Raw genomic sequence first — 15,049 nt, 5'->3', positions numbered from 1 at the left:
AGCTAGCTCCCTCGGTAAACGGAGTAGCCGAACGGGTTGAGCAGCAGCGGTACGTGGTAGTGCTCGCCCGGTACGACGGCGAACGTGATCGCCACCTCCGGGAAGAACACGCCAGGTCCGCTGTCCCGAGTCGCGGGGGCGTCCTGCTGCGCATCGGCTTGCTTGTTCGCAGATTCTTCTTCGAAGTACGGCTCCACCGCGAAGTCGAGCCGTACGTGGGTGGTCCCCTCCGGCAGCGCCGGCAGGTCCTTGCACCTCCCGTCCGCGTCGGTCGCGGAGCCGCCGAGCGACTGCCAGTCCGCCGTCCGACCGGAGCGGGCGGCGAGCTGGACGGCGACGCCCTCGGCGGGGCGGCCGATCGAGGTGTCCAGGATGTGCGTGGACACGGAGGCGGTGGTACTGGTGCTCATGGTGTCAGGCGTCCTCTTCGACGAGTCGGGCCAGGCGGATACGGTTGATCTTGCCCAGCTCGGTGCGGACGATCTCCCGCTCCTGCTCCGGCGCGTTCCCGATCCGCTCCTTGACCGCGTCACGCATCTGCTCGCCGGTCCGGCCGGTGGCACAGATGAGGAAGACATGACCGAACTTCTCCTGGTAGGCCAGGTTGAGCTCGAGCATCTCCGCCTTGAGCCCCTCGGCGGCACCGGCCATGCCGGCCTGCTCCCGCGCGGAGGTGGGGTCACCGGGCTTGGGACGGCCGATCGGCGGGTGCCCCGCCATCGCCTCTTCCAGGTCCGCCGTGGTCAGCTCTGCCATGGCGGCGTCACTGGCGGCGTACAGGGCGTCGGTGGTGGCGTAGGGGCGGCCGGCGGCGAGGCGCCGGGCCCACTCGGTGGAGGCGCACGCCTCATGGAGGGCGGCGAGGGCCTCGCGCTCCTCCAGGTGATTGAACCGGGCCAGGCCCGGGGGCGTGGAAGTCGTCGTCACGGGAGCCTCCGTGGCCGGAAACGGCCTTCGTGCTGAACGGGCTGCCGATAGCTAACGCCCCCGGAAACGCCACGTCAACACTTTGTTGAAAAATCCGCGTAACAAGCGGAGCGCCTCGCGGACGGCCGGATGCCCACCCGCGGGGGCACGGACCGCCGTCGGGCGATCACGGCGCCATCGAGGCCGGGGGGCCGCACCCCGCACCCCCCCGGCGAGGCGCACCCCGCCCCTGACGAAGCGCACCCCACCCCCCGGCAGAGCGCTAAGTGCCCTTCTCCCGGTTCAGGTAGTTGTAGACGGTGAAGCGGCTGACGCCGAGCGCGCCGGCGACGGTCTCCACGCCATGGCGCACCGCGAAGGCACCGCGCGCCTCCAGGGTGCGTACGAGTTCCTGCTTGGCCCTGCGGTCCAGATCGGCCAGCGGCCGACCCCGACGACGCTCCATGGCCGCCAGGATGTGGTCGAGGGAGTCGGCGAGCTGGGGCAGGCGTACAGCGACGACGTCGACCCCCTCCCAGGCCAGCACGACATCCTCGGGGCCGGCCTCGTCGGGCGGGAGCAGCTCCGCGCCCATCGCGTCGACCAGCGGCTTCACGGCCGCGATGAAGGGCTCCTCGCCGGTCATCTACCGGCCTCCCCGAAACCGTCGTCGATCACGTTGACCTGGAGCGAGATCCGGGTGGCGCCGGCCTTGAGGCTCCTGCGCAGCAGCGCGTCCACGGCCGTGAGGACCCGGTCCGCACCGCCCTCCGCGGTGTTGCCGAACGGGCCGACGTCGACGGCGTCCAGCTCGGCCGTCTCGATGACCTCCCGCGCCGCCAGGGCGTGCGCGGGCGCCTCGTCCAGGTCGAAGGGCTCGGTCGTGAACTCCACTCTCAATCGCACGCGCACAACCTAACGCCCGGCGGCGCTTTTCGGGCGGCCGACGACAGACCCCTCTTGACAAGCACCGACACACGGCGGCAATCTTCCATTACGCAGAAACAAACTTCCGCAATATGGAATCTCAAGCACGGAAGGGAGCGCGGCCCCCGATGGGATTCGCAGACCAGCGCTTCAACGTCAACCTGTCGATCCTCTTCACGGAACTCCCGCTCCTGGAGCGTCCCGCGGCCGCCGCCGCGGCAGGCTTCACGGCGGTCGAGCTGTGGTGGCCCTGGGTCGACTCCCCCACCCCCGAGCAGTCCGAGCTGGACGCCCTGAAGAAGGCGATCGAGGACGCGGGCGTCCGGCTCACGGGGCTGAACTTCTACGCCGGACAGCTGCCGGGCCCGGACCGCGGCGCCCTGTCGGTTCCGGGCGAGGAGTCGGAGAGGTTCCGCGCCAACATCGACGTGGCCGCCGACTTCGCCGCCTCCCTCGGCTGCACGGCACTCAACGCCCTGTACGGCAACCGCGTCGAGGGCGTGGACCCGGCCGAGCAGGACGCGCTCGCCCTGCAGAACCTGGTCCTCGCGGCCCGGGCGGCCGACCGGATCGGCGCGATCCTGCTGGTCGAGGCGCTGAACGAGCCCGAGTCGCCGCTGTACCCGCTGGTGAGCGCGCCCGCCGCCATCGGGATCGTGGACAAGGTCAACGAGGCGACGGGCCTCGGGAACGCCAAGTTCCTCATGGACCTGTACCACCTGTCCATGAACGGCGAGGACCTGCCGTCGGTCATCGAGCAGTACGCAGCGAAGACCGGCCATGTGCAGATCGCCGACAACCCCGGCCGCGGCGCCCCCGGCACGGGCTCGCTCCCCCTGGCGGAGCTGCTCGACCAGCTCGGGAAGGCCGGTTACGACGGCTGGGTGGGCCTGGAGTACAAGGCCGGCGACCGCCCGAGCGCCGAGTCCTTCGAGTGGCTCCCGCGCGAAGTGCGCGCCGCACGCTGAACCCCCCGTCTTCGCAGAGCAGTTGAGAGAGGCACCCCCATCATGAGCAACCTTCCCAAGATCGCCTGGATCGGCCTCGGCATCATGGGCTCCCCCATGTCCGAGAACCTGATCAAGGCGGGTTACGACGTCACGGGCTTCACGCTGGAGCAGGACAAGCTGGACCGCCTGGCCGCCGCCGGCGGCGCGGCCGCCCCCTCGATCGCCGAGGCCGTGCGCGATGCCGACGTGATCATCACGATGGTGCCCGCGTCCCCGCACGTCGAGGCCATCTCCTACGGCCCCGAGGGCATCCTGGAGAACGCGCGGCAGGGCGCCCTGCTGATCGACATGTCCTCGATCACCCCGCAGACCTCGGTCGACCTGGCCGCCGCGGCCAAGGACAAGGGCATCCGGGTGCTCGACGCCCCGGTGTCCGGCGGTGAGGCCGGCGCCATCGAGGCCGTACTGTCGATCATGGTCGGCGGCGAGCAGGCCGACTTCGACATCGCCAAGCCGATCTTCGAGGCCCTCGGCAAGACCATCGTGCTGTGCGGCCCGCACGGCTCCGGCCAGACCGTGAAGGCGGCCAACCAGCTGATCGTCGCCGTGAACATCCAGGCGTGCGCCGAGGCCGTGGTCTTCCTGGAGAAGTCGGGTGTGAACCTGGTGGCCGCGCTGGACGTCCTCAACGGCGGTCTCGCGGGCTCGACCGTGCTGACGCGCAAGAAGGACAACTTCCTGAACCGCGACTTCAAGCCGGGCTTCCGCATCGACCTGCACCACAAGGACATGGGCATCGTCACCGACGCCGCCCGCAACGTCGGCGCCGCGCTGCCGGTCGGCGCCGTGGTGGCCCAGCTGGTGGCCTCGCTGCGCGCCCAGGGCGACGGCGGCCTGGACCACTCGGCCCTGCTGCGGGCCGTGGAGCGCCTGTCCGGCGCCCAGGTCTGACTCCCTGAGACTTCCGGGCCGCGGCGGCGCTGACACCTGTCCTGTCGCGCCCAGGCGCCGCCGCGGCCCGGAACACCTCCCTCCGCCCCGGACTTCAACAAACTGTTGACGCCCGGAAGGCCCGAACTTAGGCTCCACAAAGCGGAAACAGGTTTCCGCTGCCACTCGTACGGAAGGTCCACGATGTCGAAGCGCGTGCTCACGACAGAGTCCGGCGCCCCTGTCGCCGACAACCAGAACTCCGCATCCGCCGGCGTCGGCGGCCCGCTCCTGCTCCAGGACCAGCACCTCCTGGAGAAGCTCGCGCGCTTCAACCGCGAGCGCATCCCGGAGCGCGTGGTGCACGCCCGTGGTTCCGGCGCGTACGGCCACTTCGAGGTGACCGACGACGTCACCGGCTACACCCACGCCGGCTTCCTGAGCGAGATCGGCAAGCGCACCGAGGTGTTCCTGCGCTTCTCGACCGTCGCGGACTCCCTCGGCGGCGCCGACGCCGTCCGTGACCCGCGCGGCTTCGCCGTGAAGTTCTACACCGAGGAGGGCAACTACGACCTCGTCGGCAACAACACCCCGGTGTTCTTCATCAAGGACCCGATCAAGTTCCCCGACTTCATCCACTCGCAGAAGCGCGACCCGTTCACGGGCAAGCAGGAGCCGGACAACGTCTGGGACTTCTGGGCGCACGCCCCCGAGGCCACGCACCAGGTGACCTGGCTGATGGGCGACCGCGGCATCCCGGCGTCGTACCGCCACATGAACGGCTACGGCTCGCACACCTACCAGTGGACGAACGCCCAGGGCGAGGCCTTCTTCGTCAAGTACCACTTCAAGACGAACCAGGGCATCCGCTGCCTGAGCAGCGACCAGGCAGCGGAGCAGGCCGGCAAGGACCCCAACTCCCACCAGACGGACCTGCTGCAGGCCATCGAGCGCGGGGTGCACCCGTCCTGGACCCTGTACGTCCAGATCATGCCGGCGGCCGAGGCGGCGGACTACCGCTTCAACCCGTTCGACCTGACCAAGGTCTGGCCGCACAAGGACTACCCGCTGCAGCGCGTGGGCCGCCTGGTCCTCGACCGCAACCCGGACAACGTCTTCGCCGAGGTCGAGCAGGCCGCATTCTCCCCGAACAACTTCGTTCCGGGCATCGGCCCCTCCCCCGACAAGATGCTCCAGGGCCGCCTGTTCGCCTACGCGGACGCGCACCGCTACCGCCTGGGCGTCAACCACACCCAGCTCGCCGTGAACGCCCCCAAGGCGGTCCCGGGCGGCGCCCAGAACTACGGCCGCGACGGCTTCATGGCGGCCAACGGCCAGGGCCGCGGCGCCAAGAACTACGAGCCGAACTCCTACGACGGCCCGGCGGAGACCGGCCGTCCGCTGTCGGCCCCGCTGGCCGTCTCCGGCCACACGGGCACCCACGAGGCCCCCCTGCACACCAAGGACGACGCCTTCTTCCAGGCGGGCGAGCTGTACCGCCTGATGTCGCAGGAGGAGAAGTCCCGCCTCGTCGCGAACATCGCCGGCGGCCTGTCGCAGGTCTCCCGCGACGACGTGATCGAGAAGAACCTGGCCCACTTCCACGCCGCCGACCCGGAGTACGGCAAGCGCGTGGAGGAGGCGGTCCGCGCCCTGCGCGAGGACTGACGGCCAGCGACTGAGTGCCGACCCCCGAAGGTCGGCAACGCCCGAGCGGCGTACGGAGTCTGACGGGAGGTCAGGAACTGCGTACGCGGCCCGCGCAGCACGCCGGACGGCCCGGATGAGGGGTGGCCGCCGGGCGGAGGGCGCGGGCAGGGCGAGGACCGCGGCGGTGTGCGAGCCAGTGCGGTGGTGAAGGACCGCGTCCCCTTTCTCGACCTGAGGGAAGGGGGACCCGGTTCCGTCGCAGCCGCCGCGGTCCCACCCGGACCCCGTGCAAGGGGTCCCCACCAGCCCCGTCCGGCGGCGCGAACGACCTGTCGCGCCCAGCCTCGCGCCGTCGGACGGCCATCACACCGCAGCAGCGCCCCCCTGGATCAGCCGGTCCAGGGGGGCGCCGCCTTGCTCTCGCGCCCCTTGCGGCCCCTCAAGCCTCGGCGTGCGCGCCGGGCGCATCCGCAGCACGCTGAGGGCATGGGCAATCCGACGCAGTACCCGCACATCGTGGTCCACTCCCCGGCCCTGGACGGTTCCCGGCGGGTCACCGAGGGCGATGTGACCCTGGGGATCGCCTCCCACCTGGACGATGTCGTGGAGATCCTGCGACTGGCCGACCTGGACCGCATCGAGGTGGAGGAAAGCGACCTGATCGAGTGGCAGGGCGGCGGCCCGGACGACTGGCCGGGTCTGTCGGAGCACGAGGTGTGACACCGGCACCGGGTACGGCCCGGCCGCCGGCGGCTGCCGGGCGCCCTGCGGCGGCCCGCAGGGCCGCGAAGGACCACAGGGCCGCGGAGGACCACAGGGCCACGGAGGACCACAGGGCCGCGGAGGACCGCAGGCCGTTCCCCACGGGAACGAACGTCTGCGCACGCGGGAACGGTCCGCGCACGCGGGAACGCCTGAGGGCGGCCCGTCCCTCCGGACAGGCCGCCCTCGGCTCGTGGTGCTCCGGCCGTCAGACCTTCAGCGGCTTGATCGACGTCGGTGCGTGGCCCGGCTCGGTGGCCAGGTCCTCGAACTCGGAGATGTCGCTGATGTCCATGGTGCGGCTCATCGAGATGTTGGTGATCCGCTCCAGGATCGCCTCGACGACGACCGGCACCCGGTACTCGGCAGCCAGCTTCTTGGCCTGCTCGAAGGCCGCGCCCAGCTGCCCCGGCTCGGTGACCCGGATCGCCTTGCAGCCCAGGCCCTCGGCGACCTTGACGTGGTCCACGCCGTAGACGCCCAGCTCCGGCGCGTTGATGTTCTCGAACTCCAGGTTGACCTGGAAGTTGATGTCCAGGCCGATCTGCGCCTGCCGGATCAGGCCCAGGTAGGCGTTGTTCACCAGGACGTGGACGTAGGGGATCCTGTGCTGGGCGGCGACCGCCAGCTCCTCGATCAGGAACTGGAAGTCGTAGTCGCCGGAGAGCGCGACGACCGGGGACTCCGGGTCGGCCTTGGCGACACCGATCGCGGCCGGGATGGTCCAGCCGAGCGGGCCGGCCTGGCCGCAGTTGATCCAGTGGCGCGGCTTGTAGACGTGCAGCATCTGCGCGCCGGCGATCTGGGAGAGGCCGATGGTGGTGACGTACCGGGTGTCCGGGCCGAAGGCCTTGTTCATCTCCTCGTACACGCGCTGGGGCTTCATCGGCACGTTGTCGAAGTGCGTCCGGCGCAGTAGGGAGGCCTTGCGCTCCTGGGTGGAGGCGACCCAGTCGGCACGGTCGGGGAGCCTGCCCGCGGCCTTCAGCTCCTTCGCCACCTCGATGAACAGCTCCAGGGCGACCTTGGCGTCGGAGACGACGCCGTAGTCCGGCGGGAAGATCTTGCCGATCTGGGTGGGCTCGATGTCGACGTGGACGAACTTGCGCTCGCCGCGGTAGACGTCGAGCTTGTAGCCGGTGTGGCGGTTGGCCCAGCGGTTGCCGATGCCGAGGACGAAGTCCGACTCCAGGAAGTTGGCGTTGCCGTACCGGTGCGAGGTCTGCACGCCCACCATGCCGGCGTTCAGCTCGTGGTCGTCGGCCAGCGCGCCCCAGCCCATCAGGGTCGGGATGACCGGGGTCTGGGTCAGCTCGGCGAACTCCACCAGCAGCTCGGAGGCGTCGGCACCGATGATGCCGCCGCCGGCGACGATGACCGGGCGCTCGGAGGCCAGCAGGAAGGAGATCGCCTTCTCGATCTGGGCGCGGGTCGCGGACGGCTTGTAGACGGACAGCGGCTCGTACGTCTCCGGGTCGAACTCGATCTCGGTGAGCTGCACGTCGATCGGCAGGTCGATCAGGACCGGGCCCGGACGGCCGGAACGCATCAGGTGGAAGGCCTGCTGGAAGACGCCGGGGACCTGGGCGGCCTCCAGGACGGTGACCGCCATCTTGGTGACCGGCTTGGCGATCGAGGCGATGTCGACGGCCTGGAAGTCCTCCTTGTGGATCACGTTGGTGGGCGCCTGGCCCGTGATGCACAGGATCGGGATGGAGTCGCCGATGGCCGAGTACAGGCCGGTGATCATGTCGGTGCCGGCCGGGCCGGAGGTGCCGATGCAGACGCCGATGTTGCCCGGCTTGGTACGGGTGTAGCCCTCGGCCATGTGGGAGGCGCCCTCGACGTGGCGGGCGAGGGTGTGGCTGATGCCGCCGCCCTCCTTGAGTGCCTTGTAGAAGGGGTTGATCGCCGCGCCCGGCACACCGAAGGCGTCGGTGACGCCCTCGAGCTTGAGGATCTCAACTGCCGCTCGGGCAGCGGTCATACGAGCCATCGAGTACTCCTGCTTCGGCTGTCGGATGCGTACTCCCGTCGCGCCCCGCGGTGAGCACAGTCTCCAGAGTGAGGACTTCCGCACCACTTCCGTATTGCGGAAATTAACTTCTACTATCTGGAAGCAATGTAGGGGGGTGGACGGTCGCCGTCAAGAGAGGCCAAGTGCCGGACAAGACGAGTACGGCAGGAGGACGATGGGGGCGTCCCGACGTGACACCGTTGGAGTGGGTGGGTCCATGCCCGAGAGCGTGCCGGTGCGCTGTCCGGCCTGTCGGCGCGAGCACGTCTACACCGCACCGTCGTGTCCGTGCGCGTGCGGCGCCCCCATCGCCCCACGGCTGGATCCGGCCGCCGAACCGGTCGTGGCGGGCCACCGCGCCTGGGACGACGAGTGGCTCACGCTGCTGTGCGCGGCCTGCGGGTGCCCGAGCCAGTGGCCGTACCCGGAACTCGGCTGCCCCTGCGGCACGGTCCTGCGCATCCCGGTGACCGAGCCGCCCTCGACGACCACGACCACCTCCACCCCGACACCCCACCCGAAGGACCTCCACCCCGGAAACCCGCACCCGCCCCAGGCGTCCGGCCCCGGAACACCGCCACCGGCCCAACCACGACACCGCACCCCCGGAACACCGGCACAACCGCAGCACCCCGCCCCCGGAACACCGCCACCCGCCCAGCCGCAGACCCCGGCCCCCCGCACGCCGCACTCGGTCCCATCGGAGGACCTCCGCCCCAGAACCCCGCCACCGCCCCCACCGCAGCCACACCGGCAGCCGCAGCCACACCCGCGGGATTCCCGACCGCAGACCCCCGGCTCCGGAACCCCGTCACCGGCCCACCCGGAAACCCCCGCCCGCCGGACATCCCCGGCAGCCCGGCCGCAGGCCCCGGGACGCCGGCCCCCGCCCTCGGCCCGGCCCGAAGACCTACGGCCACACGCCCCCGGACCCCTGGCGCCGCTCGCCCGCCCCGGGGGCCGGGCGCCCCGGCCCGCCTTCCGGCCCCAGCCCATTCACACCGCCCGGGACGCCGTCACCACCGCCGCGCTCTATCTGCGCTGGCTCGGTTACCAGGACATCCGCCGCGCCGACCAGCGGCAGCCGCGAGGGATCGGGCTGGCCGCGCGGGGGCTGCTGGCGCAGGTGGACCCGACCGTGCGACCGGCCGCGCCGCGGGACGTGGAGTGTCTGTGGCTGACGGCCATGACGGAGTCCGCGGGCTGTGTCTACTTCTCCCTCGCCGGCTACACCGAGGACGCCCGCACCCAGGCCGACACCCTGCGCGTCCCCCTCTTCCTCCTGGACCTCACGGGCATTCCGTACCCGGTCAACACGCCGGCGGGTGACCTCAGCGCCGACGACGCGTGATCACATCTCGCAAGAGACCGGTTCGGCGGCCGTGCGGGCTACTTCACCGTGATCGCGCGCAGGCTCTCGCGCAGCGAGCCCATGGTGGCGAGCACCGCGCTGGGCTCGTAGCCGCAGTGCGCCATGCAGTTGTCGCACCGCGGGTCCTTGCCCCGCCCGTACTTCTCCCAGTCCGTGTTCTGCAGCAGTTCACGGTAGGTGGCGACATGGCCGTCGGCCATCAGATAACAGGGCAGCTGCCAGCCCTTGAGGGAATACGACGGAATGCCCCACGGCGTGCACTCGAACTCGACCTTGCCCTCGAGGAAGTCGAGGAACAGCGTGGAGTGGTTGAACCGCCACTTCTTGCGGCGGCCGTCGGCGAACGCCTTGCGGAACAGCTCACGGGTCTGTTCCACCCCCAGGAAACGGTCCTGGTCCGGGGCCTTCTCATAGGCGTACCCGGGGGAGATCTCCATGCGGTCGACGCCGACCTCGTCGTTGAGGAAAGTGAGGACGTCGATCACCGTCTGGGGCGAATCGGTGTTGAAGAACGTGCTGTTCGTATACACCTGGAAGCCCTGGGACTTGGCGAGCCTGATGGCCTCTACGGCCTTGTCGAACACGCCCTCCTTGCTGACGGCGGCGTCGTGCTGCTCCCGCATGCCGTCGATGTGCACCATCCAGGCGAAGTTCTTGTCCGGCCGGAACTTGTGGATGTGCTTCGGCAGCAGCAGCGCGTTGGTGCACAGCACCACGAATTTCCTGCGCTTGACCAACTGACGGACGATCTCGTGGATCTGGGGGTGCATCAGCGGCTCGCCACCGGACAGCGCCACCATCGGCGCCCCGCACTCCTCGACGGCCCCCACCGCCTGCTGCACCGGCATCCGCTGCTTGAGCACGTCGTGCGGATGCTGGATCTTCCCGCAGCCGGCGCAGGCGAGGTTGCACGCGAAGAGGGTCTCCACCTCCACCAGCAACGGGAACTTCTCCACCCGCCGGATCTTCTGCTTGATCAGATGGGCACCGAGCTTGAGTGACAGGTGCAGCGGCAGGCTCATACCGTTCTCCAGTCCACGCACGAAGCTCTTTCAGGCTTTCAGGTGTGCCCATTGCGCTGTGCACGCACACGTCTGCGCAGGACAGATCTCGGTCATGATCCCGCCGGCCACTCCGCACCCCGCCCGGCCGCCCCTCGCGTCATTCGGCCGCAGTGTCCGAATCCGTGTACTTCTCCCTCAGTTCGATCTTGCGTACCTTTCCGCTCACGGTCATCGGGAAGGCGTCCAGAATCCGCAGCCTGCTCGGGATCTTGTAGTGCGCGAGCCGGCCCTCGCAGAAGGCGCGCAGTTCCCGCAGAGTGAGCGGATCGGCCGCGTCGAGCGGGATCACGCAGGCCAGGACCTCTTCGCCGTACTTCTCGTGCGGCACCCCGACGACCTGGACGTCCTTGATCCTCGGGTGGGCGTAGAGGAACTCCTCGATCTCGCGCGGGTAGATGTTCTCGCCACCCCGGATGATCATGTCCTTGATGCGGCCGACGATCTCGACGTATCCGTCCTCGCGCATCACCGCCAGGTCCCCGGTGTGCATCCAGCGGCCCGCGTCGACTGCCTCGGCCGTCTTCTCGGGCTCGTTCCAGTAGCCGAGCATCACGCTGTAGCCGCGGGTGCACAACTCGCCTGCCGTGCCGCGCGGTTGCGTCACCCCCGTGACCGGATCGACGACCTTGACCTCCAGGTGCGGCAGGACCCTGCCGACGGTGGCGGTGCGGTGCTCCAGGTCGTCGTCGATGCGGGTCTGCAGCGAGACGGGAGAGGTCTCGGTCATGCCGTAGCAGATGGAGACCTCCGCCATGTGCATCTCGGCGACGACCCGCTTCATCACCTCCACCGGGCAGGGCGAGCCCGCCATGATTCCGGTGCGCAGGGTCGAGAGGTCGTAGGAGGCGAAGCCGGGGAGGTTCAGCTCGGCGATGAACATGGTCGGCACGCCGTACAGGGACGTGCACCGCTCCCGCTGCACCGCCTCCAGGGTGGCCGCCGGCTCGAAGGACGGCGCCGGGATCACCATGCAGGCGCCGTGCGAGGTGGCCGCGAGGTTGCCCATCACCATGCCGAAGCAGTGGTAGAAGGGGACGGGGATGCAGATCCGGTCCTGCTCGGAGTAGGAGACCAACTCCCCCACGAAATAGCCGTTGTTGAGGATGTTGTGGTGGGAGAGGGTGGCGCCCTTGGGGAAGCCGGTCGTGCCCGAGGTGTACTGGATGTTGATGGGGTCGTCGCAGGACAGTTCCGGGTACGGGGCGTCACCGGTCCCCCGCGCGAGCAGCGCCTCCCAGCTCGGGTCGCCGACGTACACGACCTCGCGCAGCTCGGGGCACCTTGCCCGCACCTCCTGCACCATCGCCCGGTAGTCGCTGGTCCGGTGGCTGAGGGAGGCGAACAGCAGGGAGATCCCCGCCTGGCGCAGGACGTACTCGACCTCGTGGGTGCGGTAGGCCGGGTTGATGTTCACCATGATCGCGCCGATGCGGGCGGTGGCGTACTGCACCAGGACCCACTCCGGGCAGTTGACCGCCCAGATGCCCACCCGGTCGCCCTTGGCGACCCCGGAAGCGGCCAGTGCCTGCGCCAACTCCTCGACGGCCGTGCCGAACTGGGCGTACGTCCAGCGCCGCCCGGAGGGCACGTCGACCAGTGCCTCGCGGTCCGGCCAGGCCGCCACGGCCCGGTCCAGACTGGCACCGATGGTGTCCCCGAGCAGAGTCGTCGGGCTCGTCCCGTGTGTGTACGACAGCTGTGCACTCACCGGAAGTCCTCCTCGCGGTACTCGCTGTCCGACCCCTCGGCCGTCGCCTCGCGCAGCTCGATGCGGCGGATCTTGCCGGAGACGGTCTTGGGCAGCGCACCGAACTCCAGTCTGCGGATGCGCTTGTAGGGGGCGAGCACCTGGCGGGAGTGCTCGAAGATGACCTTCGCGGTGTCCGGGCCGGGCTCGTAGCCCCCGGCGAGGACGACGTACGCCTTGGGCACCGCGAGCCGCAGCTCGTCCGGTGCGGGTACGACGGCGGCCTCGGCCACCGCCTCGTGCTCCAGCAGCGCGCTCTCCAGCTCGAACGGGCTGATCTTGTAGTCGGAGGCCTTGAAGACGTCGTCCGCGCGGCCGACGTAGGTCAGATGGCCGTCCGCGTCGCGGGAGGCGATGTCCCCGGTGCGGTAGTAGCCGCCCGCCATCGCCTCGGCCGTACGGTCCGGGTCGCCGTGGTAGCCGGTCATCAGGCCGACCGGGCGCTCGGACAGGTCGAGGGCGATCTCGCCCTCGGCGGCGCCGGGCGCGCCGGAGACCGGGTCGAGGAGTTCGACGCGGTACCCGGGGCTCGGACGGCCCATGGAACCGGTCTTGAGGGCCTGTCCGGGGCTGTTGGAGACCTGCACGGCGGTCTCGGTCTGTCCGAAGCCGTCCCGGACGGTGACGCCCCAGGCCCGCCGGACCTGTTCGATCACCTCGGGGTTCAGCGGTTCGCCGGCGGCGACGGCCTCGCGCGGCGGGGTGGCGAGCCGGCCGAGGTCGGCCTGGATGAGCATGCGCCACACGGTCGGCGGGGCGCAGAAGGTGCTCACGCCCGCCCGGTCCATCTCGGCCATCAGCCGGGCCGCGTCGAAGCGCGTGTAGTTGTACAGGAAGACGGTCGCCTCGGCGTTCCACGGCGCGAACAGGTTGGACCAGGCGTGCTTGGCCCAGCCGGGCGAGGAGATGTTCAGGTGCACGTCACCGGGTTTCAGGCCGATCCAGTACATGGTCGCCAGATGCCCGATCGGGTACGAGGTGTGGGTGTGCTCGACCAGTTTGGGGCGGGCGGTGGTGCCGGAGGTGAAGTACAGCATCAGCGGGTCGTCGGCGAGCGTCGGGCCGTCGGGCACGAACGCGGCGGGCGCGCCGTACGCGTCCTCGTAGGCCTCCCAGCCCTCCCCCGGGCCGCCCACCGCGATACGGGTGTAGCCGCCCGGCACCTCGGCGAACTTGGCGGTGTCCGCGGCCCGCGCGATCACATGCCTGATGCGGCCCCGGTCCACCCGGTCGCGCAGGTCGGCCGGGCCGAGCAGCGGGGTGGCCGGGACGACGACCGCGCGCAGCTTCATCGCGGCCAGCGCCGTCTCCCACAGCTCGGCCTGGTTGCCGAGCATGACGAGGATGCGGTCCTCGGCGCCGACGCCCCGCGCGCGCAGGTGGTTCGCGACCCGGTTCGAGCGCTCGGACATCTCCGCGAAGGACAGCTTCGTCTCGCCGCCGTCCTCCTCGACGATGTGCAGCGCGGTCCGGTCGTTGCCGGCGGCGATCGTGTCGAACCAGTCCAGCGCCCAGTTGAAGTGCGCGGGCCGCGGCCAGGCGAAGCCCTCGTAGGCGGTGGCGTAGTCCTCGCGGTGTTGCAGCAGGAAGTCCCGTGCGTTACGGAACTCCTCGATCGCCGTGGTCATCGCATACTCCTTGCTGTTCCGGACCATTGCCGGGCGGCTCTCTGGCATCGTCTAATCCGTGATGCAGGTCTCACTACCCCCGAACGGGGGTGTGGACGGCCGGAAGGGCGGACCAGGTGACGGCAGAGGCGGCGGGGACGGTGGAGATCGGTGGTGCGCTGGCCCGGCTGCGGCGGGCGACGGGACTTCCGGTCGCGTTCGGCGGACTGCTCGAGTCGGGCCGGCCGCGGATCCGCATCAGCGAACTGAGCGGCACGCACACGGCGTCGCTGCGCGCGCTCGCGGTGACCTCAGGCAACGGGCTCGGCGGCAAGGCGGTGGCGCTGGCCCGGCCGTGCGCGGTGACGGACTACTCCAACTCCCGGCAGATCAGCCACGAGTACGACGTCCAGGTGGCCGCCGAGGGCATCCGCTCGGTCGTCGCGGTGCCGGTGGTGGTCCAGCGCCGGGTGCGCGGGGTGCTCTACGGCGCGCTGCGGTCGGCCCAGCCGCTCGGCGACCGCACGCTGGGCGCGGCCATGGCCGTGGCGCGGGACGTGGAGCAGGCGCTGGTGGTGCGGGACGAGGCGCGGGGGCTGCTGGCGGCGGCCCGGCCGGAGCCGGACGGCGGCGGCTCCCGGGCGGCCGCCTGGGAGCAGGTGCGCGAGGCGCACGCGGCGCTGCGCGCGCTGGCGCCCCGGATCACGGATCCGCAGCTGCGGGCGGAACTGCTCGCCGCGTGCGGGCTGTTGACCGCGCCGTGCCCGGCCGAGGGCGCGGCTCTGGCGCCGCGTGAACTGGACGTGCTGTCCTGGGTGGCGGCGGGGGCCACCAACGCGGCGGTGGCCGAACGGCTGGGCCTGCGGCCGGAGACGGTCAAGGGCTATCTGCGCTCGGCGATGCGGAAACTGGGCGCACACACACGAGGGGAGGCGGTGACGGCGGCCCGCAGGGCAGGGCTGCTGCCGTAGTCCCGCACGGGCCGGGCACGACAGCAGTAAACAAACCTGCCAATTCAAGCGGGAAGCCCTTGATTTTCCTCCAGGTTGCCCTCTGTTATTTCCCTCACCACGGCTTCCGTCTGAATTTCAAGGATCGTTGCCTAGAATTTGGCCCG

Annotated in this window: 13 protein-coding genes and 1 pseudogene; 6 read left to right on the top strand and 8 right to left on the bottom strand. The window is 70.4% G+C overall.

Annotated elements, in window-relative coordinates:
- Window positions 1-2: 2 nt before the first annotated feature.
- The 4 genes from uraH to GQF42_RS33455 form a co-directional block, all read right to left on the bottom strand.
- Window positions 3-410 carry a hydroxyisourate hydrolase gene (uraH, locus tag GQF42_RS33470; protein ID WP_158926198.1) on the bottom strand — a complete coding sequence of 136 codons (408 nt, stop codon included), beginning with the start codon at window positions 408-410 and terminating at the stop codon, window positions 3-5.
- A 4-nt stretch (window positions 411-414) separates the two neighbouring features.
- Window positions 415-927, bottom strand: a complete 513-nt coding sequence (uraD, locus tag GQF42_RS33465) for a 2-oxo-4-hydroxy-4-carboxy-5-ureidoimidazoline decarboxylase (RefSeq protein WP_158926196.1) — start codon at window positions 925-927, stop codon at window positions 415-417.
- 262 nt (window positions 928-1,189) lie between these two features.
- The gene (locus GQF42_RS33460) at window positions 1,190-1,552 is read right to left on the bottom strand and encodes a helix-turn-helix domain-containing protein (RefSeq protein WP_158926194.1); all 363 of its coding nucleotides are present in this window, start codon (window positions 1,550-1,552) and stop codon (window positions 1,190-1,192) included.
- On the bottom strand, window positions 1,549-1,812 hold the full coding sequence (locus tag GQF42_RS33455; RefSeq protein WP_158926192.1) for a hypothetical protein: 264 nt from the start codon (window positions 1,810-1,812) through the stop codon (window positions 1,549-1,551). Before GQF42_RS33455 ends, GQF42_RS33460 begins: the two co-directional genes overlap by 4 nt.
- A 149-nt stretch (window positions 1,813-1,961) precedes the next feature.
- On the opposite strand from GQF42_RS33455, the gene GQF42_RS33450 reads away from it, so the two are divergent.
- From GQF42_RS33450 to GQF42_RS33435, 4 genes are all read left to right on the top strand, one after another.
- Window positions 1,962-2,801, top strand: a complete 840-nt coding sequence (locus GQF42_RS33450; RefSeq protein WP_158926190.1) for a TIM barrel protein — start codon at window positions 1,962-1,964, stop codon at window positions 2,799-2,801.
- 42 nt (window positions 2,802-2,843) lie between these two features.
- Window positions 2,844-3,734 carry a 2-hydroxy-3-oxopropionate reductase gene (locus tag GQF42_RS33445; RefSeq protein WP_158926188.1) on the top strand — a complete coding sequence of 297 codons (891 nt, stop codon included), beginning with the start codon at window positions 2,844-2,846 and terminating at the stop codon, window positions 3,732-3,734.
- A 183-nt stretch (window positions 3,735-3,917) separates the two neighbouring features.
- Window positions 3,918-5,381: a catalase gene (locus GQF42_RS33440; protein ID WP_158926185.1), complete on the top strand. Its 1,464-nt coding sequence runs from the start codon at window positions 3,918-3,920 to the stop codon at window positions 5,379-5,381.
- Window positions 5,382-5,849: 468 nt separating this feature from the next.
- On the top strand, window positions 5,850-6,083 hold the full coding sequence (locus GQF42_RS33435; RefSeq protein ID WP_158926183.1) for a hypothetical protein: 234 nt from the start codon (window positions 5,850-5,852) through the stop codon (window positions 6,081-6,083).
- 250 nt (window positions 6,084-6,333) lie between these two features.
- Here GQF42_RS33435 and gcl read toward each other — a convergent pair whose 3' ends face one another.
- Complete coding sequence (gcl, locus tag GQF42_RS33430; protein WP_158926181.1) at window positions 6,334-8,121, bottom strand: glyoxylate carboligase; 1,788 nt, start codon at window positions 8,119-8,121, stop codon at window positions 6,334-6,336.
- Between the two features lie 949 nt (window positions 8,122-9,070).
- Here gcl and GQF42_RS33425 point away from each other — a divergent pair.
- A pseudogene (locus GQF42_RS33425) lies at window positions 9,071-9,493 on the top strand (hypothetical protein); the annotation flags it as partial.
- A 38-nt stretch (window positions 9,494-9,531) separates the two neighbouring features.
- On the opposite strand, the gene hpnH reads toward GQF42_RS33425, so the two are convergent.
- From hpnH to GQF42_RS33410, 3 genes are all read right to left on the bottom strand, one after another.
- The gene (gene hpnH / locus GQF42_RS33420; protein ID WP_158926179.1) at window positions 9,532-10,536 is read right to left on the bottom strand and encodes an adenosyl-hopene transferase HpnH; all 1,005 of its coding nucleotides are present in this window, start codon (window positions 10,534-10,536) and stop codon (window positions 9,532-9,534) included.
- A 139-nt stretch (window positions 10,537-10,675) separates the two neighbouring features.
- Complete coding sequence (locus GQF42_RS33415) at window positions 10,676-12,286, bottom strand: AMP-binding protein (RefSeq protein WP_158926177.1); 1,611 nt, start codon at window positions 12,284-12,286, stop codon at window positions 10,676-10,678.
- Window positions 12,283-13,953: an AMP-binding protein gene (locus tag GQF42_RS33410; RefSeq protein ID WP_158926175.1), complete on the bottom strand. Its 1,671-nt coding sequence runs from the start codon at window positions 13,951-13,953 to the stop codon at window positions 12,283-12,285. The genes GQF42_RS33415 and GQF42_RS33410 overlap by 4 nt, the downstream gene beginning before the upstream one ends.
- A gap of 116 nt (window positions 13,954-14,069) precedes the next feature.
- Between GQF42_RS33410 and GQF42_RS33405 the strand changes: the two genes are divergently transcribed.
- The gene (locus GQF42_RS33405; RefSeq protein ID WP_158926173.1) at window positions 14,070-14,903 is read left to right on the top strand and encodes a helix-turn-helix transcriptional regulator; all 834 of its coding nucleotides are present in this window, start codon (window positions 14,070-14,072) and stop codon (window positions 14,901-14,903) included.
- Window positions 14,904-15,049 lie beyond the last annotated feature (146 nt).

This window comes from Streptomyces broussonetiae (genome assembly GCF_009796285.1).
Classification (GTDB): domain Bacteria; phylum Actinomycetota; class Actinomycetes; order Streptomycetales; family Streptomycetaceae; genus Streptomyces; species Streptomyces broussonetiae.
Note: the sequence above shows the minus strand (reverse complement) of the source record. Positions and strands in the feature narration are given on the sequence as shown.

Bases quoted from the DNA above. Each gene is read 5' to 3' on its own strand.
- uraH (WP_158926198.1), bottom strand. From the start codon at position 410: ATGAGCACCAGTACCACCGCCTCCGTGTCCACGCACATCCTGGACACC.
- GQF42_RS33460 (WP_158926194.1), bottom strand. From the start codon at position 1,552: ATGACCGGCGAGGAGCCCTTCATCGCGGCCGTGAAGCCGCTGGTCGAC.
- GQF42_RS33450 (WP_158926190.1), top strand. From the start codon at position 1,962: ATGGGATTCGCAGACCAGCGCTTCAACGTCAACCTGTCGATCCTCTTC.
- GQF42_RS33445 (WP_158926188.1), top strand. From the start codon at position 2,844: ATGAGCAACCTTCCCAAGATCGCCTGGATCGGCCTCGGCATCATGGGC.
- GQF42_RS33440 (WP_158926185.1), top strand. From the start codon at position 3,918: ATGTCGAAGCGCGTGCTCACGACAGAGTCCGGCGCCCCTGTCGCCGAC.
- GQF42_RS33435 (WP_158926183.1), top strand. From the start codon at position 5,850: ATGGGCAATCCGACGCAGTACCCGCACATCGTGGTCCACTCCCCGGCC.
- gcl (WP_158926181.1), bottom strand. From the start codon at position 8,121: ATGGCTCGTATGACCGCTGCCCGAGCGGCAGTTGAGATCCTCAAGCTC.
- hpnH (WP_158926179.1), bottom strand. From the start codon at position 10,536: ATGAGCCTGCCGCTGCACCTGTCACTCAAGCTCGGTGCCCATCTGATC.
- GQF42_RS33410 (WP_158926175.1), bottom strand. From the start codon at position 13,953: ATGACCACGGCGATCGAGGAGTTCCGTAACGCACGGGACTTCCTGCTG.